Consider the following 19,051-nt stretch of genomic DNA (forward strand, 5'->3'; position numbering starts at 1 on the left):
CTCGATATCTGTGGAAATCCTTAGCGCCGGTGTACCCAGTATCAAGGCTGTCGCCCTGTCGTACCTGAAGCATGAGCACACCCAGGAGGTCCCCTATGACCACCCCGCAGCGGATCTCACTCTGGGATGACGTGCTCGCCGTTAGCCGAAGTATCAGGCTCAGCATGTCGTCGCCGGAGACCCGTGCCAAACGTGCCTACGAGATCTTTCCGCCGAGCACCTGGACCGCCCTGAACGAGCACAGCTCGTACCTCAATTTCGGTTACTGGCGCGATGGGGCCGACACGCTCGACGACGCGTGCGAGGCGCTGGCGAAGAAGTTGGGGGACGCCGCGGGCTTTCGGGAGGGCGATCGCATTCTTGATGCCGGATTCGGATACGGCGACCAGGACTTCATGTGGTTGGAACGGCACAATCCAGCGAAGATCGTTGGATTGAACGTAACGCCGACGCATGTGCGGATCGCTCAGGAGAAGGCCCGCGCCCGCGGTCTGGACGATCGGCTGATCTTCCAGGAGGGGTCGGCGACCGCGATGACGTTCGAGCCCGGCAGCTTCGACCGAGTGGTCGCCCTGGAGTCGGCCCTGCATTTCCGGACCAGGGACGAATTCTTCCGCCAGGCTCACCACATCCTTCGACCCGGCGGGGTGCTCGCGACGGCGGACGTCGTGCCGTTGAGTGTCGACAACGGCGGCCGCCGAGAGCTTTTCTCCACTTCGGTCCCCGAGGAAAACCTGTACGACGGCAACGAGTATGTCGCCCGCCTCCGGGCCGCCGGGTTCGCCCATGTCCAGTTGACCTCCATTCGTGACCACGTGTACGAACCGTGGTGCAAATGGGCGGAACAGAAGCTGGACGACCAGGCATTTCAGCAGAAGGTCACCTGGGTCTACCGCCGCTGGTTGCATCGCGAGCTGACCGACGACACGCGTATGCGGCAGAAGTTCGCCGGCTTGGACTACGTCATCGTCGTCGCCGAGAAGCCGGTGTGAGAGCCGAAACACCGGATATCGGCCCGAAAGGCAGAAGGCCGCCAAGGCCCCCAAATTGGGACTTTGGCGGCCGTTTGATGTGATCGGCCCATGGATACCATGGGCGATGGTGGACGATACAGGGATTGAACCTGTGACCTCTTCCGTGTCAGGGAAGCGCTCTCCCGCTGAGCTAATCGTCCGCATGGGAAGGACCAGAGGTGGAGACGGGATTTGAACCCGTGTAGACGGCTTTGCAGGCCGTTGCCTCGCCTCTCGGCCACTCCACCGGAGTGAGAGCCCGAAGACCCTTCGAGCGGAAGACGGGATTCGAACCCGCGACCCTCACCTTGGCAAGGTGATGCTCTACCACTGAGCCACTTCCGCGTGTTTCCTCCGGGTTTCGTACCCGGTGGCGACGAGAGAACTCTAGCGGGTTTTCCCGGCGGTTGTGTAACCGCGCGTTCAGCCGCCGACCCCGTGGCCGTCGCGTGAATCCGCCCGCCGGCACCCGTGCGGCGGCACCCGTCCGCGGGCTCCCACACGGTGCGGATCCAGGCCGGGCGTTCGGCCCTCTCGTTCAGCCGTCCTGCTCAGCCGTCCTGCTCGGCCGGGCGGCGCAGCTGGCGCGTGACCACGCGCTCCACGGCGGGCAGGGTGAGGAAGATCTCCAGGATGCGGGTGAGGCGGTGCACCTCTATGCGGTGGAAGGCGGGACCGTCGGTGCGGGCCAGCAGGAAGGTGAGGGCGAGAGGGGGCAGCGGGGCGGCGATCACGTGCAGGCCGGAGTCGAGGGTGAAGGCCGTCGGGCGGACGGGGGTCTCGTCGGGGAAGGGCACCTGCTCGGGGGCGCGCCAGCTGGAGTGGACGACCGTGCGCGGGCTCTTCTCGGTCGCCGCGGCCGCCCAGTCGGCGCTGAACAGCACGGGCATGGAGTCGATCAGGGTGGCGAGGGCGCGGTCGCCCGCGGTGGTGATGTATTTGAGGATCTCCAGCTCCGGATAGGTCCCCGGCGCCTCTCGCGTGCCCCAGATGCCCTCGATCCTCACCCCAGGGACGCTCTCCAGCCCCTCGACCAGGCTCTCCCTGGAGGCTGAGTCGGGCCAGTAGACGGTGATGTCGTCCAGCGCCTGGCCCTCGCCCCGGTCGAGGACGACCACCTGGGTGATGTCGGCGCCCGCGACACCGAGGACACGGGTCACCTTCCCCAACGAGCCCGGCTGGTCGGGCAGCGCGATCCGCAGTCGCAGCAGCATCCGCGGCCTCCCATGTCACGTCGATCCACGCAGGAACAGAATACCCAGCGATGATTCGTCCTGCTCGTCGCGGTGCGGTAGAAAAGCCAGGTGGAGTCGTTGAAGCTGGGATCGCTGGAGGTGTGGCCGCCGGTCGTCCTCGCCCCGATGGCCGGGATCACCAACGCGCCCTTCCGTACCCTTTGCCGGGAGCAGGGCGGCGGGTTGTTCGTCTGCGAGATGATCACGACGCGGGCACTGGTGGAGCGCAACCCCAAGACCCTGAAGATGATCCGGTTCGAGCCCGAGGAGAGCCCCCGCAGCCTCCAGCTGTACGGGATCGACCCGGTGACCGTCGGCAGGGCCGTCCGCATGATCGCGCAGGAGGACCTGGCCGATCACGTCGACCTCAACTTCGGCTGCCCGGTGCCCAAGGTGACCCGCAAGGGCGGTGGCTCCGCGCTGCCGTACAAGCGGAACCTGTTCCGGTCGATCCTGCGCGAGGCCGTGGGCAACGCGGGGACGCTGCCGGTGACCGTGAAGATGCGCAAGGGCATCGACGACGACCACCTGACCTACCTGGACGCCGGGCGGATCGCCGTCGAGGAGGGCGTCTCCGCGATCGCGCTGCACGGCCGCACCGCGATCCAGCACTACGGCGGCACCGCCGACTGGGAGGCGATCGCGCGGCTCAAGGAGAGCGTGACGGAGATCCCCGTGCTCGGAAACGGCGACATCTGGAGCGCCGCCGACGCGCGCCGCATGATGGACGAGACCGGGTGCGACGGCGTCGTCGTGGGCCGGGGCTGCCTGGGGCGCCCGTGGCTGTTCGCGGACCTGGCGACCATGTGCGAGGGCGGCGAGGAGCGGCGCAGGCCCCTGCTGGGCGAGGTCGCCGCGACGATGGACCGGCACGCGACCCTGATGGCCGAGTGCTTCGAGAGCGAGCGGCACGCGGTGGTCGACTTCCGCAAGCACGTCGGCTGGTATCTCAAGGGCTTCACCGTCGGTGCCGCCCTCCGCCGCCGCCTGGCCACCTCGGAGAGCCTGTCGGACCTGCGCGAGGGTCTCGCCGAACTCGACGCCGCCCAGCCGTGGCCCGACGGCGTGGACACCCCCCGGGGCAAGACCAACCCGCGCGACCGCGTCCACCTGCCCGCCGGGTGGCTGGACGATCCCTATGATCTCGCGGTTCCCAGCGCCGACGCCGAGAGCGACACCTCGGGCGGCTGACGGCGCCGGGGCGGCGCTCGGAGCGCCGGGCCACCGGGCCGGGTGGCCGCCGGACTCCGTACGGGACGGCCAATCGGCGCCCCCGCCACCGCCCATCGCGCCTGCTCCCGGTGCCGCGCGCCACGCGGGGCACCGGGAGGCCCACAGCCGCCTCCCGTCTCGGCCCGAAGCCGTGTCGTGCCCCCGTTCCCGGGTATTCCGAGTCATGTGAACATGTGGGGCAAGAGAGACGACATGGTGGTCCACGGGAGCGAGCCGTACAACGCCGAGGCTCCGCCGGGCGCCCTGGCCGATCACATCCTCACCCCGCTCGACACCTTCTACAGCCGCAACCACGGTCCCGTCCCCGACCTGGATCCGACATCCTGGCGCCTGAGGGTGGACGGCCTGGTCGAGTGCCCGCTGACGCTGTCGCTGGAGGAGCTGCGTTCCGAGTTCTCCGAGGTCACGCTGGTGGCGACCCTGCAGTGCGCGGGCAACCGCCGTGCCGGTCTGGTCGAGGTCCGCGACATTCCCGGTGAGGATCCGTGGGGGCCCGGAGCCACCTCGACCGCGCGTTGGAGCGGTGTCGGCCTGGCCGAGGTCCTCGCCCGCGCCGGGCTGTTTCCCGGGGCCGCGCACATCGCCTTCGCCGCCCCCGATGTCTCCGAACTCGCCGATCCACCCCAGCCCTACGGTGCCTCCATCCCCGTGGCCAAGGCCGTCGGCGGGGACGTCCTGCTGGCCTGGGCCATGAACGACCGGCCGCTGCCCCGGGCACACGGCGCCCCGCTCCGCGTCGTGGTCCCCGGCTGGATCGGCGCCCGCAGCGTCAAATGGCTTCAGCGCGTCACCGCGCGGGAGGAGCCCTCTGACAACTACTTCCAGGCCACCGCCTACCGTCTCCTGCCCCCCGAGGCCGACCCCGCCAAGGCGGGGCCCGGTGACGGCATCTCCCTGGGACCAGTCGTCCTCAACACCGCGATCCTGAGCCCCGGCGACGGCGCCCGCACGTGGCCGGGCCTCACCCGGATCACCGGTTACGCCTACGCCGGGGACGGCCGTACCGTCGCCCGCGTCGACGTCTCCCTCGACGGGGGCGACACCTGGATGCAGGCCGACCTCGGCGAGCAGGTGGGCCCCTGGGCGTGGCGGCACTGGCACACCACCGTCGAACTGGGGGAGGGCGAGACCGTGATCGTCGCCCGCGCGTGGGACAGCGCCGGTGCCACCCAGCCGGAATCGCCCCGGCACGTGTGGAATCCCAAGGGGTACGCCAACACCTCCTGGTCTCGCGCCCGCGTCACCTGCGCCCCCTGAGGGCGCGCATCGACCGCCTGCGCACCGGCGGCGACTCGCTGGAGTGGCTGGCGCTCACCATCGGGCAGCTCGGCCTGGACTTCACCGTACGGGAGCCGCCAGAGCTGATCGACCACATCCGGACGCTGACCGCCCGACTTCAAGCCTCGACGGAGCCGCCGCTGCGCCAGTAGACGTTGCTCTCCCTGCTGAGCATGCCCTCGTCGACCAGGTAGCGGCGCAGGGCCGCGTAGTCGTCGTGGAAGGCGCGCAGCGCGACGTTGACCTCCTTCTCCGGGTAGCGGACTCCCGGCTCGAAGACCTGGACCACGTAGTCGAGCACGACCAGTTGCTTGTCGCGCTTGGTGGGGATCGCCCGCAGTCGTCCCTCGACGAGGAAGGACTGCAGAACCCTCTCCTCGGGGGAGGCCGGGGTGGCGGGTCTCGCTGTGGCGTGCAGCAGCTCACGGAAGCGCTCGCGCCGCACCTCCCACTCGCCGCCCTCTCCCCGTACGGCCAGCCCGCCGCGTTCCAGGCGGTCCAGCGCGCGCCTGACCGCCTCCCTGTCGAGCCCGGACTCCTCCTCCGGCTTGCCGCCCAGCACCAGGGCGGCCAGCACCCTCAACGTGTCTTCCTGGTACAGCAGGCCCAGCACCTGCCTGATCGCTTCGTCGCTCATCCGGTCATTCTTGTCGGTCCCGCCTGATATTTCTGCGCGCACGGGCGGTCTCCTACGCTGAGCGCCCCTGCCGGCGCCGGCAGGGACGTGGCGAGGACGGTTCAGAGGCGGTTCAGAGGCGGTTCAGGCCGATGACGTGGACCACCGCGCGGCCCTCCTCGTCGGAGGCGGCGAGGTCCACCTGTGCGTCGATGCCCCAGTCGCCGTCGCCCGCGGGGTCGGAGATGACCTGGCGGACGCGCCAGAACTCCTTCTCCTCCTCGATGCGGAGCAGGCCGGGGCCGCGGGCGTCCGGGCCGGTGCCGATCTCCTCGTGGTCGTCGTAGTAGGCGTCGAGCGCGGCGCCCCAGTCGACGTCGGGTGCCAGCTGCTCCAGCTCCTGCTCGTTCTCCAGGGCGGCGAGCTCAATCAGGCGGAACATCGCGTTGCGGACCAGCACGCGGAACGCGCGGGTGTTGGCGGTGACGGGCTTGGTGCTCTCCTCCAGCGAGGGCGCCTCCAGCTCCCCGGTCGGGTTCTGCAGCTGCTCCCACTCGTCCAGAAGGCTGGAGTCGACCTGGCGGACCAGCTCGCCGAGCCACTCGATGAGGTCGACCAGGTCCTCGGTCTTGAGGTGTTCGGGGATGGTCCGCGACAGGGTGCGGTAGGCGTCGGCGAGATAGCGCAGTACGGTGCCCTCCGAGCGGGTCAGCTCGTAGAACTGCACGTAGTCGGCGAAGGTCATCGCCCGCTCGTACATGTCGCGGACGACGCCCTTGGGGCTCACCGTGTAGTCGCCCACCCAGGGGTGGCCGCGCCGGTAGGTCTCGTACGCGCCCAGCAGCAGGTCGGCGAGCGGCATCGGATAGGTGACCTCGGCCAGGAGCTCCATCCGCTCCTCGTACTCGATGCCGTCGGCCTTCATCAGTGCCACCGCCTCGCCGCGCGCCTTGTTGAGCTGCGCGGACAGGATCTGGCGGGGATCGTCGAGGATGGACTCGATGATCGAGACCATGTCCAGGGCGTAGTTCGGCGACTCCATGTCGAGGAGTTCCAGGGTGGCGAGCGCGAAGGTGGACAGCGCCTGGTTCAGCGCGAAGTCCTCCTGCAGGTCGACGGTGAGGCGGGCCATCCGGCCGTGCTCGTCGGGCTCGCTCAGCTTCTCCACCACGCCTCCGGCCAGCAGCGACCGGTAGATCGCGATGGCCTGGCTGATGTGCCGCCGCTGCCACTTGCGGTCCTCGTGGTTGTCGGTGAGCAGGTGGCGCATGGCCGCGTAGCAGTCGCCCGGACGGTTGATCACCGCGAGGAGCATGGCGTTGCTGACCTTGAACCGGGAGTTCAGCGGCTCGGGCTCGGCGGCCTGCAACTTCTCGAAGGTCTCCTCACTCCAGCCGACGAAGCCCTCCGGGGGCTTCTTGCGGGCGAAACCGCGCCGCCGTTTGGGATCGTCGCCGATCTTGGCCAGGGCCTTCTCGTTCTCCACGACGTGGTCGGGGGCCTGGCAGACGACGTAGCCGATGGTGTCGAATCCGGCCCGCCCGGCCCGCCCGGCGATCTGGTGGAACTCGCGGGCGCGCAGCCGCCGCACCTTGTTGCCGTCGTACTTCGACAGCGCGGTGAACAGGACGGTCCTGATCGGGACGTTGACGCCGACGCCGAGCGTGTCGGTGCCGCAGATGACCTTGAGCAGGCCCGCCTGGGCGAGGCGTTCCACCAGGCGGCGGTACTTCGGGAGCATCCCGGCGTGGTGCACGCCGATGCCGTGCCGCACCAGCCGGGAGAGCGCCTTGCCGAACCGGGTGGTGAACCGGAAGTGGCCGATCATGGAGGCGATCGCCTCCTTCTCGGCCTTGGTCGACATGTTGATGCTCATCAGCGCCTGCGCCCGCTCCATGGCCGCGGCCTGGGTGAAGTGGACGACGTAGACGGGGTACTGGTTGGTGGTGAGCATCTCCTCCAGCGTCTCGTGGAGAGGGGTGAGCCGGTAGGAGTAGACGAGCGGGACCGGGCGCTCGGCGTTCTTCACCACCGCGGTGGGCCTGCCGGTGCGCCGGGTCAGGTCCTCCTCGAACCTGGTGACGTCTCCCAGGGTCGCCGACATCAGAATGAACTGGACGTTCGGCAGCTCCAGGAGCGGTACCTGCCAGGCCCAGCCGCGGTCGGGCTCGGAGTAGAAGTGGAACTCGTCCATCACCACCTGGCCGATGTCGGCCGCGGCGCCGTCGCGCAGCGCGACGTTGGCGAGGATCTCCGCGGTGCAGCAGATGATCGGCGCTCCGGGGTTCACGCTCGCGTCGCCGGTCATCATCCCGACGTTCTCGGTGCCGAACACCGCGCACAGGTCGAAGAACTTCTCCGACACCAGCGCCTTGATCGGCGCGGTGTAGAAGGTGCGCACGTCCCTGGTGAGCGCGGTGAAATGGGCTCCGGCGGCGACCAGGCTCTTGCCCGAGCCGGTCGGGGTGGCCAGGATCAGGTTGTTTCCCGACACCACCTCGATAAGAGCCTCCTCCTGCGCCGGGTAGAGGGTCAGCCCTCGCTCGGAGTTCCATTCGACGAAGGCGTCGAAGATGGTGTCGGGGTCGGCGTCGATCTCTTCTGGCAGGCGGTCTACAAGGCTCACGGTTCAATACTGCCGAAGAACTTGAGGTGGTCGGACCGGAGGCGGTCGCGGATCACCTTACATTCCAGGTAAAGTGCGTAACTTTGTGTAGTTATGGCTGCTTTTTCCGGCAGGAATGCTGATCAAATTAGACGACCACGCCGTTGGCTCGTTGGCCCGGCACGCTCGGTACGCCCCGGTGCCCGCGAGACGGGAAGGTCCGGCGAGGTGGGGAGGTGCGGCGGGAGGAGCCGGTGAGCGCCAGGCCCGCCACGATCGCGCCCGCCCCGAGCAGGGGCACCGTCCCCGGGACGAAGCCGGTCACCGTGAACGTGAGCAGCCCCAGCCCCACCAGCACGGTGGCCAGCAGGATCCTGACCGGCCCGCCGGTGTACGGCCCCGTCGCGGGAGGCGTCTCGAACCTGGCGAACCCCCGAAGCAGCGGCCACATCGCCAGGGCGAGCATGAGCAACCAGTGGGGCCAGCCGGACAGCCAGGCCGGGGTGCCCGGCTTGGGGGTGGAGATGCCCAGACCCACGACGACCACCGAGACGATGACGAACAGCGCGCTCATGTGCCACAGGTAGAGGGTCATCATCCGGCAGCCGGCCCAGTCCAGAGCCCGCGAGACCCCCGGCCACTCCGCGAAGGAGACGATCCATCGGCGCAGCGCCAGCGCGAGCCCGATCTGGCCCACCCCGACCGAGAGCAGCGCGACCGTGGGGGGTGCCATGTTGGAGACGGAGGCCCCCGGCATACCGATCATGCTGAGCGGGTAGGGGCCGAAGGCCGTGAGCGCCGCGCCCAGACCGTACCCGGCCAGGGCCAGGACCCAGGGGCGGCCCAGCCGGCCGTCGACATAGAGGAAGCCGAGCTGGTGCACCGCCAGCCAGACCAGCACGATGTTGGGGAAACCGGCGATGTCCAGGCCGCTGGTGAAGCGCAGGACGTCCACTGCCACGGCCCCCGCCGCCAGCGCGACCGGCACCCGCCAGCCGTACACCATGTTGAGCCTGAGCATCGGCGTCGTCGCCGCCACCGCGACGAGATAGATCGCGAGGAACCAGAGCAGCTGCCCGGCCAGTCGTGAGGCCGTCATGACCGGCTGCTCGGGAACGCCGAGCGCGAGGAGCAGGTGGGGCAACGGCAGCCAGACCGCCGCCAGCGGGACCACCGGCCAGGCCAGGCGGCGCAGGCGCCCCGCGAGCCACGCGGGGGTCGCCTCGCCGCGCCTCGCCGCGCTCCGGCGGCTGATCGCGTTGGCCGCGCCCCCCGCGAAGAACACCAGCGGCATCACCTGGCTGAACCACGTGATCATCCATCCGTTCCCCGCGGCCAGCGCGTTACCGGTGGAGATCCGGCCGTCGGCGAAGGAGAGCAGCGGCATGCTCCAGTGCTGGAGCACCACCAGGACCATGCCGAACACGCGGAGCACGTCGACGAACGGATCGCGCGCGGCGCGCGCGGAGGCCGGGCGAGGCGCCGTACGGGGGAGCGGGACGGCTGTCACGGGCGGAGTCGCCACCGAATCCGCGGGAGCCGACAGTGCGGTCGCCGCCGCGGTCACGGGTCGCGGCGCTGTCGGAGTCACCGACGAAGGCGCTGCGGGAGGCGCTGCCGAAACAGGGATCACGGCGGTCAAGGGGATCTCGATTCTCAGGGAGGGCGATCTCCGGGAAGGAGGACGAAAATCGCAGGTGTGACGATGTGAAAAGCCTCCCGCCAGGAGCCCGGCGGCACAGTGACGCCCGCAGCAGTCTTCTCGCCCGATCTCCCCACCGTCCCGGGTAGTGCTGGCCCTACCCCGGTACGCGGGCACACAGGGTCGATCGACGGGGCCGGCCCTCGTAGCGTTGGCGCCATGAGAACCCTCCTCGGCCGCATCGGCACCGACACCCGCTATCTGATCGTGGGTTTCCCGCTTTCCGCCATCTGGTTCGTCCTGATGGTGGCCGGCTTCGCCGCGGGGAGCGGCACGACCGTCGTGTTCGTGGGGCTGCCCATCCTCGCGACGACCCTCCTGGTGGCCAGGGGCTTCGCCGACGTCGAGCGGCGCTGGCTGCCCGAGGTGCTCGGCCGTCCCGTGGCGCGGCCGAGATATCTGCCCGCCCCGGAGGGCGCCGGATGGTTCCGCAGGATGATCAACCCGCTCACCAACGGCCAGTCGTGGCTCGACCTGCTCTACGGCGTCGTGGTCTTCCCGATCTCCATCGTCACCTTCGTGCTGGCGACGGTCTGGTGGGTCGGGACGATCGTCGGTCTCACCTACCCGCTCTACGGGTGGATCATCTACGCCATCCCCGGCAACGACGGAGGACTCGGCAGGCTCCTCGGCCTGGGTGACAGCCTGTGGGTCGATGTGATCATCAACACGACCATCGGCGTGCTCTTCGCCCTCACCCTCCCGGCGATCGTGCGGGGCGCCGCGCTCGTCCAGGCCGGACTCGGCAGGGCGATGCTGACCGGGGTGGCCGAGCTGCACGAGCGCATCGACGACCTGGCCGAGGGCCGGGCCGCCGCGGTGTCGGCCGAGGCCAACGCGCTGCGCCGGCTGGAGCGTGACATCCACGACGGACCTCAGCAGCGCCTGGTCTCCCTGGCGATGGACCTGTCGCGGGCCCAGCGCCAGCTCAAGCGCGACCCGGGGGCCGTCGAACGGATGCTCGGCGAGGCCATCACCTCCACCCGCGACACCCTGGACGAGCTACGCGCCCTCTCGCGCGGTATCGCCCCGCCGATCCTCAGCGACCGCGGCCTGGCCCCGGCGCTCGCCGCGCTCGCCGGCCGTTGCACCGTCCCCGTCGAGCTGGACGTCCAGGTGGTGGGGCGCTTCCCCGCGGCCGTGGAGAACACCGTCTACTTCGTCGTCGCCGAGTCCCTCACCAACGTCGCCAAGCACAGCCAGGCCACGATCTGTACCGTGACGCTGAGCAGGACGGGGGACTTCCTCATGCTGACAATCGGGGATGATGGGGTCGGCGGCGCCCATGTCGCCAAGGGACATGGCCTGTCGGGGCTCGGGGACCGCCTGAAGGCGGTGGACGGCGAGCTGGCGGTCGACTCACCCGTCGGAGGGCCGACGGTCATAGTGGCGGAGGTTCCGTGCGGGTAGTTGTGGCCGATGACGCGGTGCTCATCAGGGAAGGCCTGATCAGGCTCCTGGAGGAGTTCGGCTGCCAGGTGGTCGCGGCGGTGGGTGACGGCGACCGGCTGGTGGAGGCCGTCGCGGAGCACCGGCCCGACGTCTCGGTGGTGGACGTACGAATGCCGCCCGGCTTCACCGACGAGGGGCTGCGGGCGGCGGTGGAGGCGCGCCGGAGGGTTCCCGGCGCGCCGGTGCTGATCCTGTCCCAGTATGTGGAGGTGTCCTATGCCGACGATCTGCTCGCCGACGCCAGGGGCGCGGTGGGATACCTGCTCAAGGACCGCGTCGTGGACGTGGACGACTTCATGGGAGGGCTGCGCACGGTCGCGGCCGGAGGTACGGTCTTCGACCCCCAGGTGGTGGCACAGCTGATGGTGCGACGCCGCCGCGACGATCCCCTCGCCCAGCTCACCCCGCGAGAGCGCGAGGTGCTCGGCCTGATGGCCGAGGGCAGGTCCAACCCGGCCATCGGCCGTCAGTTGGTGGTCAGCGACGGGGCCGTGGAGAAGCACATCCGCAGCATCTTCGCGAAGCTCGGCCTGTACGCCGAGGACGGCGACCAGCACCGCCGTGTCCTCGCGGTCCTGGCCTACCTGCGTTCCTGACCCGTGTTCCCGTACCGCCGCCCTCACACCCGCCCGCACACCCGCGCTTCCGACCGCGAGGAGGAACAGTGATCTCGGTCTTCGGCAGTGCCAACATGGATCTCGTGGCCTACGTCGACGTCGCCCCCGCGCTCGGTGAGACCGTGACCGGCCGCGCCTTCCGCACGGTGCCCGGCGGCAAGGGCGCCAACCAGGCCGTCGCCGCCGCGCGGGCGGGAGCCGGGGTCGCCTTTCTCGGTGCGGTCGGCGACGACGCCTTCGGGACCGAGATGCGGCGTACGCTCACCGAGGCGGGGGTCGACGCGACCCACCTGCGCACGGTCCCCGGCCCCTCCGGCATCGCCCAGATCGTGGTGGACGGCGACGGCGGTAACTCGATCATCGTGGTCCCCGGCGCCAACGGGACCGTGACCGCCCCCTCGGCGGCCGAGATCGAGGTCATCTCCCGCTCCGACATGGTGCTTCTGCAGTTGGAGCTCCCCATCGAGGCCGTCACCGCGGCCGCCAGGGCCGCCCGCGCGGCCGGGACCACCGTCGTCCTCACCCCCGCGCCCGTCCAGCCGCTCCCCGCGGAGCTGCTGGAGGCCGTGGACATCCTGGTGGCGAACGAGCACGAGGCCTCGGCGATCACCGGCCTGGCCGACCACGAGCGAGCCCTGGAGAAACTGAGGGGCTCGGTCGGATGGGTGATCATCACCCTGGGGGCGCGCGGCGTGCTCACCGCCTCGGGCGACGGGCCCGTGGTGCGCGTCGAGGCTCCCACGGTGGCCGTGGTGGACACCACGGCCGCGGGCGACACCTTCGTGGGAGCCCTCGCCGCGGCTCGTGTCGAGCGGCAGCCCGTCGAGCGGGCCGTCCGCTTCGCCACCGCGGCCGCGGGCCTGTCCGTCCAGCGCGCGGGTGCCAGCACCTCTATGCCCACCCGCGCCGAGATCGACGGGAGCCTAGCCGCTGATGAGGGAGGTCTCTGACAGCGTGAGCAGGAACGCCCCCGCGGCGAGCAGCGCGATCGGCCAGGAGCGGCTGATGGCGGACCAGATCGTGGCGGCCAGGAAGCAGACCAGGGCGAGCAGCACGAGAACGTCCACGAGAATCCTCCAAAGGGTCATCCCAGACGATCATCGTCCGGGGTAGGCCCTCACTGCCCCGCGGTCGGCGGAGGTAACACGCCGCGCTTCTGTTTCACAGGAATGGCGATTTCCGCCGTCCCTTTTTTATTGATATATCCGTTTATGCGCTTTCCCAGAGGGCTGCGGCGGCCTCGGCGCAGGCGATGTCCTGGGCAACGGTGCCGCCACTCACGCCGACCGCGCCCACCACCCGGCTCGCCCGGCCCGCCCCGTACCCGTCGCCGGCCCCTCCGAGCGGCACACCCCCGCCGAAGCACACGTACCGATCACCCGCCAGACCGTACAACTCGCCTCCCGGCAGGACCAGCGGCGCGAGGTCGGCGGTCGGCATGCGGTGGGCGAGCGCGGTGTAGGCCTTGCCGGGGGCGAGGACGGATCCGGTGATCCGCGCGTCGTCCATCCGCTGGAACGCGACCAGGTCCCCGCCCGCGTCGACCACGGCGACCGAGATGAGCGCGCCCTCCCGCGCGGCCTGCCTCACCGCGGCCTCACACATGCGCAGCGCGAGTTCCAGGTTCACCGGTCTCCCCACCGTCGCCAAACCGTCTCGAAGGTCGTCGGCATGGACGGCCGGGTGCGCGTGCGCCGCCGTTCTGGTGATGTGAGGTGTCATAACGATGCGACGCCCGCGCGAGCCCTTCGGAGGACCGGAGCGGGCCGGGAGCGTCGTACCGGAAGGGAAATGGCACCGCGGGGCGACACCGGAATCTTGGATAGGATCTGGCGTCTCGCGCGCCCGATCCGACCGACGATGGAGGAGCCGATGCGGGTCCACGACCTGTCCGCCGGGGGTGACGTGCTGGCCCGTGTGCACGACGTGGCCCGCGCGGCGACGCGGTTCCACGGCCTGCCCGACGCCGAGGTCACCCTGGTCAACGTGTCGGAGAACGCCACCTACCGGGTGGACGACCCGGTCTCGGGCACGCGTTCCATCCTGCGGGTGCACCGGCTCGGCTATCACTCCACCCCGGCGATCCTGTCCGAGCTGTCCTGGCTGGAGGCGCTTCGCGAGCAGGCGGGGATCCGTACCCCCCGGGTGATCCCGGCTCCCGACGGCTCCAGGGTGCTGACCGTCCCCGGTCCCGAGCCGCGCGACTGCGTGATGTTCGAGTTCCTGCCCGGCACAGAGCCGCCCCAGGACGATCCGCTGCCCGGCTTCGAGCGGCTCGGCGCCCTCACGGCGCGGATGCACCGGCACGCGCGCGGGTGGTCCCCGCCCGAGGGATTCACCCGTTTCCACTGGGACTACGAGGCCGCTCTCGGCGCCGAGTCGCGGTGGGGCCGCTGGCAGGACGGCCTGGGGATGGACACCGAGGCGCGGGCCGTGCTGGGGCGGCTGGACAAGGAGTTGCGCGAGCGGCTCCACCGCTTCGGCCGCGCCCCCGGACGCTACGGCCTGATCCACGCCGACCTGCGCGCCGCCAACCTGCTCGTGGAGGGCGAGAACCCGCCAGGCGTCATCGACTTCGACGACTGCGGCTTCGGCTGGTACCTCTACGACCTGGCCGCCGCGGTCAGCTTCGTCGAGCACCGTCCCGAGGTTCCCGAGTTGATCGACGCGTGGGTGCGGGGATACCGGACCGTCCTGGACCTTCCGGCCGAGGACGAGGCCGAGATCTGGACGTTCGTAATGTTCCGCCGCCTGCTGCTCGTCGCCTGGATCGGCACCCACACCGGTGCCGACATCGCCGCGGAACTCGGCGCCGGCTACACCGAGGGCACCTGCGAGCTGGCGGAACGCCATCTCGGCGGCTTGCTCCGCTGACCCTGTCGTCGGCTGCCCGTCGCCTTCCCGACTTCCGACCGCCCGGTTGCTTCTTGTCGACCACCCGGTCGACGCCGGTCGGCCGCTCGTCGTCCACCGCCCGCGCTCGCCGGGCCCCGAATCCGTCACCATCCGTCCCTCGCGGGCGCGGCACTCGGGCACGGGGTGTCCGGCGGCGTGGCGCACGGTGATCGCGCGTCCGGAATCGGGAAATCGCCCCTACCCGCCTCCGACCCCTGAAATACCGGAGGCGAATACGAGACGGCACACGCACATCACTGTGTGTGTGATGGATATTCGGATAGCGGGATTCTCTCGTATGGGCACGACACCTTACCGACCGTGACTTTCTGGTTCCAATCTCTGAATCCGGAATGTTTTTCGGCGTCTTCGCCGTGCTCGGTGAGGGGCCGTACGGGGTCAGGACTTCAGCTCGCGCCGGATGTCCTCGTCGTCCGGGGCGAGTTCCAGCGCGCGGGTGAGATCGGCGACCGCCGCCTGGTCGCGTCCGGCGGCGCGCAGCGCCATCGCCCGGTTGAACAGCAGGGCGGGATCGTCCCCGGCGTCGAGTGCCCGGGTGAAGTCCGCGACGGCGCCCTCGGGATCGCCGGTCTCGAACGCCAGCAGCCCTCGGTTCGCCCAGGCGGCGGCGAGCGAGGGGGCGAGTTCCAGGGCGCGGTCGAAGGCGGTGCGCGCCCTGTCGTAGCGGCCCTCGGCGGTCTCCACCTGGCCCAGCGCGCACAACAGGTACGGGTTGACGGGATCGATGGCGAGCCCGGTCTCCGCGTCCGCCCTGGCCGCGGTGTACTCGCCGAGCGCGGCCAGCAGCCCCGCCCGGTTGGCCAGGCCGTCCACGAACTCCGGGTCCAGCTCCAGCGCGTGGTTCAGGTCGGCGAGCGAGCCTCGATGGTCACCAGCGGAGAAACGGATCTCGGCCCGGTTGTAGTAGGGCTCGGGGAAGGGAGGGCCGACCCGCATCGCCGTCTCGTAGTCGGCGACCGCCTCGTCCGTCCGGCCCAGGCGGTGCAGCAGGTTGCCCCGGTCGATGTAGTAGTCGGGATAGCCGGGGTCGGCCGCGATCACCGCGTTCAGATCGTCGAGCGCGGCCGCGGGACGGCCCAGCATCACGGCGAGTTGCGCCCTGTTGGCCAGCAGCACCAGTCGGTGTATCGGGTGCTCGCCGGGCGGCAGGTCGCGATCGGCCAGGGCGACGGCCTGCTGGACCAGCTCCAGCGCCTGGGCGGGACGGCCCCGCCGTACCTCCACCAGCGCCCGGCCGTTGAGGTCGAACCCCAGCTTGAACGCCCGCTCGCGAGGGTCGGGCAGCAGAGAGGAGATGGCGATCGCCTGGTTCACCAGCGCCAGCGCGGCGTCGGGGTCGCGCCGTGCCGGGTCGCGGTGGCGGACCTTCAGCATCCCGGTGGCGTAGGCGGCCGAGGCGTGGACGACGGGGGAGAGGCTCTCGCGCCTGGCCAGGTCGAACAGGGCCTCCGAGTCGTCCTCGCGGCCCAGCGCGGCCAGCGCGGTCGCGGTGCTGTGCAGGAGCCGCCACCACGTCGCGGGGTCGTCGTCGGGGTGGGTGAGGCGCAGGGCACGCTCGCCGAGATCCACCACGGCGTCGTGGTAGCCCTCGTCCAGGCACCACTGCACCGCGAACAGGAGCGCCTCCACCGCCTTCGACGGGTCACCGCCGCGCTCGCGGTGGTACGGGATCGCTCCGAGTCGCGCGCCGAGTGTCCCCTCCCTCTCCAGTTCGTCGGCGAGGGCGTCGTGCCGTTCCGCGCCGAGGCTCTCCTCGGGAACGGCACGTTCGCGGGTCAGCACGGTGAGCAGCTTGCCGGGGACACGGCGCCGCAGCACCGTCAGGAGCTCAAGGTCGGTGGGGTCGGCCAGGTCGGTGTTCTCGACGACGAACGTGCGGGCCCCGGTTTCCGACAGGTGCTCATGGACGAACTCGGCCAGGCCGTTGGCCAGGCGCAGCGTGCGGCGCGGGGCGTGTACCAGGATCCGTTCCGCGGCGGGCAGGCTCGCGGCCACCGACCGGCGCCGGGCGGGGATTTGATCGCGCAGGTCAGGCGCGACGGCGCGTAACTCGATGTCGTAGCGGGAGACGAGCTCGGGCCGGGCGGCGGGCAGCAGGGCGGAGACGATCGCGCTCCCGGCGGTGTACGGCCCGCGCAGGCGCCGATCCGCGTCCACTGTGTCCACCGTTGTGTCTACCGTGGGGGGCGGCGGGTCTCCTTGCGGTTGCTGTCCCCGACTCACCGGACTCCTTTAACTCGATTAGTCGATATTTGGTGATATGACTCTACCGGGGAGCCGGCGCCCATCGCTGGACGCCGGATCTACGATTCCGCCTCAGCCGATGTGTTTAGGGCTGGCGGTGCCACTGAGTGCGATGGTGCCAGGCTTGTGAACAATAACACGCTTCATTGCGGGCCTTCCTCACGAATAATAACAAATTGCAAGTATTCGCAGTAATCGCCCATATTGACAAGAAGTATTTCTTATCGTGGCCGGATCCGGACAGTCCTATGGACAGGCGCCGCGCGGTGGTCTCGCTGAGACCGGCCCGTCCGCGATCCGCGCCGGGAGCCGCTGATGTCCCGCCATCCGCTCGCCGCGTGGCGGTCTCGTACGCGCGGTGGGGGCGTGGAGAGCCGGAACGCCCTCGCGCCGGCCGTCGCGGAGGGCTCCCCCGGGGGTGAGACCCTGGTGCGATGAGAGAACCGAGGAGCCGCTGGACGGACATCGCGGGGGGCGACGCCGGGGAGCGGTACGCGGAGAGGTTCGCCCGGCTGGCCGAGTCGGGGGCGGACATGCACGGTGAGGCGCGGCTGTGCGAGGAACTGCTGCCGCCGCCGGCCCGGGTGCTGGACGCCGGGTGCGGCACCGGGCGGGTGGCGATCCGGCTCGCCGAGCTGGGGTACGACTGCGTGGGCGTCGATCTCGACGCGTCCATGCTCGCCGTCGCCCGGAGGGTCGCGCCACGACTGCCCTGGATACTGGCCGACCTCAGCGATCTCGGTGATCTCGGCGGCCTTGGCGATCCCGTGGCGCTCGCGGACCGAACGGATCAGGAGAACCGGATCGTACGGGATGAACGGGATACTTCTATTCAGGGAGGCGAGAAGGGCGGGAGCTTCGACATGGTCGTCGCCGCGGGCAACGTCATCCCCCTGCTCGCCCCCGGGACCGAGGCGCGGACCGTCGCGGGCCTCGCGGCGCTGCTGCGGCCCGGCGGGCTGCTGGTGAGCGGGTTCGGGCTGGACGCCGCCCACCTCCCGCTCGCCTCGGCGACGGTCACCCTGGCCGACTACGACGGCTGGTGCCGGGACTCGGGGCTCTCCCCGCTGAGGCGCCTCGCCACGTGGGAGGGGGCACCCTACGACGGCGGCGGATACGCGGTGAGCGTTCACACGCGCACCCCGGACCGACGGGGCCCGCAGGGGTAGTAACTTCGTCCCATGCGACTGGGCGTTCTCGACATCGGTTCCAATACGGTCCATCTGCTGGTGATGGACGCGCACCGGGGAGCCCGGCCGCTGCCAGCGTACTCCCACAAGGTGGACCTGAGGCTTGCCGAGCACATGGAGGACGGCGACCGCCTGTCCGCGCAAGGCGCCGCGCGGCTTCAGGGGTTCGTCGAGGAGGCGCTGCGGCTCGCCGAGGACAAGGGGGTCGAGGACCTCATGGCCTTCGCGACCTCCGCGGTCAGGGAGTCGGTGAACGGCGAGGAGGTCCTCGCCAGGATCAAGGCCGACACGCAGGTCGACATCGAGGTGCTGTCCGGCCAGGACGAGGCGAGGCTGACGTTCCTGGCCGTGCGCCGCTGGTTCGGGTGGTCGTCCGGGCGGCTGCTGGTGCTGGACATCGGCGGGGGATCACTGGAGATCGCCTCGGGCATCGACGAACAGCCCGATGTCGCGGTGTCGCTCCCGCTGGGGGCGGGCCGGCTCACCCGTAACTGCTTCACCGCCGACCCGCCACCCGCCGAGGAGGTGCGGGCGCTGCGCAGGCACGTACGGACCGAGATCGCCCGCACGGTGGGCAACGTGTCCCGGTACGGTCAGGCCGACCACGCGGTGGCGACGTCCAAGACGTTCAGACAGCTCGCCAGGATCGCCGGGGCCGCTCCCTCGAACGAGGGACCGTCCGTGCGCCGGGTGCTCAGGCACACCGACCTCGTCGGGTGGACCGACCGGCTCATCAAGATGACCACCGGGCAGCGCGCCGAGTTGCCCGGGGTCTCCGAGGCGCGGGCGCCGCAACTGCCGGCCGGGGCGATCGTCGCCGACGCCGCGATGGACCTGTTCGGGGTGAGCCAGCTGGAGGTGTGCCCCTGGGCGCTGCGCGAGGGAGTGATTCTGCGGCGGCTGGACGCGATGCCCGAACGGTAAGGTTTGCCAGGGCGCTCACAGGTAAG

17 protein-coding genes and 3 tRNA genes are annotated in these 19,051 nt (G+C 70.4%); 10 read left to right on the plus strand and 10 right to left on the minus strand.

Going from position 1 to position 19,051, the window contains the following annotated elements; translation table 11 throughout:
* The first annotated feature begins 95 nt into the window (after positions 1 to 95).
* Entirely contained in the window at positions 96 to 992 is an 897-nt protein-coding gene (locus tag ABZ664_RS09190; RefSeq protein WP_362505411.1) for a methyltransferase domain-containing protein, read from the plus strand.
* 107 nt (positions 993 to 1,099) lie between these two features.
* Here ABZ664_RS09190 and ABZ664_RS09195 read toward each other — a convergent pair.
* From ABZ664_RS09195 to ABZ664_RS09210, 4 genes are all read right to left on the minus strand, one after another.
* Positions 1,100 to 1,174 (minus strand) — tRNA-Val (locus tag ABZ664_RS09195).
* A gap of 16 nt (positions 1,175 to 1,190) precedes the next feature.
* Positions 1,191 to 1,261: transfer RNA gene (locus tag ABZ664_RS09200), tRNA-Cys, on the minus strand.
* A gap of 25 nt (positions 1,262 to 1,286) precedes the next feature.
* Positions 1,287 to 1,358 (minus strand) — tRNA-Gly (locus ABZ664_RS09205).
* Between the two features lie 206 nt (positions 1,359 to 1,564).
* Positions 1,565 to 2,227: an amino acid-binding protein gene (locus ABZ664_RS09210; RefSeq protein WP_362505414.1), complete on the minus strand. Its 663-nt coding sequence runs from the start codon at positions 2,225 to 2,227 to the stop codon at positions 1,565 to 1,567.
* A gap of 90 nt (positions 2,228 to 2,317) precedes the next feature.
* Here ABZ664_RS09210 and dusB point away from each other — a divergent pair, with 90 nt between their 5' ends.
* The 3 genes from dusB to ABZ664_RS09225 all read left to right on the plus strand — a co-directional run bounded on the left by dusB (position 2,318) and on the right by ABZ664_RS09225 (position 4,911).
* Entirely contained in the window at positions 2,318 to 3,439 is a 1,122-nt protein-coding gene (gene dusB / locus ABZ664_RS09215; protein WP_362505417.1) for a tRNA dihydrouridine synthase DusB, read from the plus strand.
* Between the two features lie 213 nt (positions 3,440 to 3,652).
* On the plus strand, positions 3,653 to 4,738 hold the full coding sequence (locus tag ABZ664_RS09220; RefSeq protein ID WP_362505420.1) for a sulfite oxidase: 1,086 nt from the start codon (positions 3,653 to 3,655) through the stop codon (positions 4,736 to 4,738).
* A complete protein-coding gene (locus ABZ664_RS09225) occupies positions 4,675 to 4,911 on the plus strand; it encodes a hypothetical protein (RefSeq protein WP_362505423.1) in 237 nt (78 codons plus the stop codon). Before ABZ664_RS09220 ends, ABZ664_RS09225 begins: the two co-directional genes overlap by 64 nt.
* Here the strand turns inward: ABZ664_RS09225 and ABZ664_RS09230 are convergent.
* The 3 genes from ABZ664_RS09230 to ABZ664_RS09240 form a co-directional block, all read right to left on the minus strand.
* A complete protein-coding gene (locus ABZ664_RS09230; RefSeq protein ID WP_362505426.1) occupies positions 4,878 to 5,396 on the minus strand; it encodes a DUF2087 domain-containing protein in 519 nt (172 codons plus the stop codon). The genes ABZ664_RS09225 and ABZ664_RS09230 overlap by 34 nt on opposite strands.
* Before the next feature lie 112 nt (positions 5,397 to 5,508).
* On the minus strand, positions 5,509 to 8,001 hold the full coding sequence (locus tag ABZ664_RS09235) for a DUF3516 domain-containing protein (protein ID WP_362505429.1): 2,493 nt from the start codon (positions 7,999 to 8,001) through the stop codon (positions 5,509 to 5,511).
* A gap of 127 nt (positions 8,002 to 8,128) precedes the next feature.
* The gene (locus ABZ664_RS09240) at positions 8,129 to 9,490 is read right to left on the minus strand and encodes an acyltransferase family protein (protein WP_362505431.1); all 1,362 of its coding nucleotides are present in this window, start codon (positions 9,488 to 9,490) and stop codon (positions 8,129 to 8,131) included.
* 351 nt (positions 9,491 to 9,841) lie between these two features.
* On the opposite strand from ABZ664_RS09240, the gene ABZ664_RS09245 reads away from it, so the two are divergent.
* From ABZ664_RS09245 to rbsK, 3 genes are all read left to right on the plus strand, one after another.
* Positions 9,842 to 11,092: a sensor domain-containing protein gene (locus tag ABZ664_RS09245; RefSeq protein ID WP_362505434.1), complete on the plus strand. Its 1,251-nt coding sequence runs from the start codon at positions 9,842 to 9,844 to the stop codon at positions 11,090 to 11,092.
* Entirely contained in the window at positions 11,083 to 11,730 is a 648-nt protein-coding gene (locus ABZ664_RS09250) for a response regulator transcription factor (RefSeq protein ID WP_350943783.1), read from the plus strand. The genes ABZ664_RS09245 and ABZ664_RS09250 overlap by 10 nt, the downstream gene beginning before the upstream one ends.
* 68 nt (positions 11,731 to 11,798) lie before the next feature.
* Positions 11,799 to 12,701 (plus strand): ribokinase, encoded by a 903-nt coding sequence (gene rbsK, locus ABZ664_RS09255; RefSeq protein WP_362505437.1) that lies wholly within the window; start codon positions 11,799 to 11,801, stop codon positions 12,699 to 12,701.
* On the opposite strand, the gene ABZ664_RS09260 is transcribed toward rbsK, so the two are convergent.
* Positions 12,675 to 12,818, minus strand: coding sequence for a hypothetical protein (locus ABZ664_RS09260; protein WP_350943780.1), 144 nt, complete (start codon positions 12,816 to 12,818; stop codon positions 12,675 to 12,677). The genes rbsK and ABZ664_RS09260 overlap by 27 nt on opposite strands.
* Before the next feature lie 142 nt (positions 12,819 to 12,960).
* Positions 12,961 to 13,380 (minus strand): heme-binding protein, encoded by a 420-nt coding sequence (locus tag ABZ664_RS09265; RefSeq protein ID WP_362505441.1) that lies wholly within the window; start codon positions 13,378 to 13,380, stop codon positions 12,961 to 12,963.
* Positions 13,381 to 13,623: 243 nt separating this feature from the next.
* On the opposite strand from ABZ664_RS09265, the gene ABZ664_RS09270 reads away from it, so the two are divergent.
* Positions 13,624 to 14,625 carry a phosphotransferase gene (locus ABZ664_RS09270; RefSeq protein ID WP_362505444.1) on the plus strand — a complete coding sequence of 334 codons (1,002 nt, stop codon included), beginning with the start codon at positions 13,624 to 13,626 and terminating at the stop codon, positions 14,623 to 14,625.
* A gap of 420 nt (positions 14,626 to 15,045) precedes the next feature.
* On the opposite strand, the gene ABZ664_RS09275 is transcribed toward ABZ664_RS09270, so the two are convergent.
* Positions 15,046 to 16,833, minus strand: a complete 1,788-nt coding sequence (locus ABZ664_RS09275) for a tetratricopeptide repeat protein (RefSeq protein ID WP_362505447.1) — start codon at positions 16,831 to 16,833, stop codon at positions 15,046 to 15,048.
* A gap of 512 nt (positions 16,834 to 17,345) precedes the next feature.
* On the opposite strand from ABZ664_RS09275, the gene ABZ664_RS09280 reads away from it, so the two are divergent.
* Together ABZ664_RS09280 and ABZ664_RS09285 are read left to right on the plus strand one after the other, a co-directional pair.
* A complete protein-coding gene (locus ABZ664_RS09280; protein WP_362505450.1) occupies positions 17,346 to 18,080 on the plus strand; it encodes a methyltransferase domain-containing protein in 735 nt (244 codons plus the stop codon).
* Between the two features lie 12 nt (positions 18,081 to 18,092).
* A complete protein-coding gene (locus ABZ664_RS09285) occupies positions 18,093 to 19,025 on the plus strand; it encodes a Ppx/GppA phosphatase family protein (RefSeq protein ID WP_362505453.1) in 933 nt (310 codons plus the stop codon).
* Positions 19,026 to 19,051: the final 26 nt, after the last annotated feature.

Origin of the sequence: Streptosporangium sp. NPDC006930 (genome assembly GCF_040635605.1) — a bacterium.
Lineage (GTDB): Bacteria > Actinomycetota > Actinomycetes > Streptosporangiales > Streptosporangiaceae > Streptosporangium.

Excerpts from the sequence above, each read along its gene's own strand:
- ABZ664_RS09280 (WP_362505450.1), top strand. The coding sequence starts at position 17,346 with ATGAGAGAACCGAGGAGCCGCTGGACGGACATCGCGGGGGGCGACGCC.
- ABZ664_RS09220 (WP_362505420.1), top strand. The coding sequence starts at position 3,653 with ATGTGGGGCAAGAGAGACGACATGGTGGTCCACGGGAGCGAGCCGTAC.
- ABZ664_RS09245 (WP_362505434.1), top strand. The coding sequence starts at position 9,842 with ATGAGAACCCTCCTCGGCCGCATCGGCACCGACACCCGCTATCTGATC.
- ABZ664_RS09210 (WP_362505414.1), bottom strand. The coding sequence starts at position 2,227 with ATGCTGCTGCGACTGCGGATCGCGCTGCCCGACCAGCCGGGCTCGTTG.
- ABZ664_RS09230 (WP_362505426.1), bottom strand. The coding sequence starts at position 5,396 with ATGAGCGACGAAGCGATCAGGCAGGTGCTGGGCCTGCTGTACCAGGAA.
- ABZ664_RS09190 (WP_362505411.1), top strand. The coding sequence starts at position 96 with ATGACCACCCCGCAGCGGATCTCACTCTGGGATGACGTGCTCGCCGTT.
- ABZ664_RS09270 (WP_362505444.1), top strand. The coding sequence starts at position 13,624 with ATGCGGGTCCACGACCTGTCCGCCGGGGGTGACGTGCTGGCCCGTGTG.
- ABZ664_RS09285 (WP_362505453.1), top strand. The coding sequence starts at position 18,093 with ATGCGACTGGGCGTTCTCGACATCGGTTCCAATACGGTCCATCTGCTG.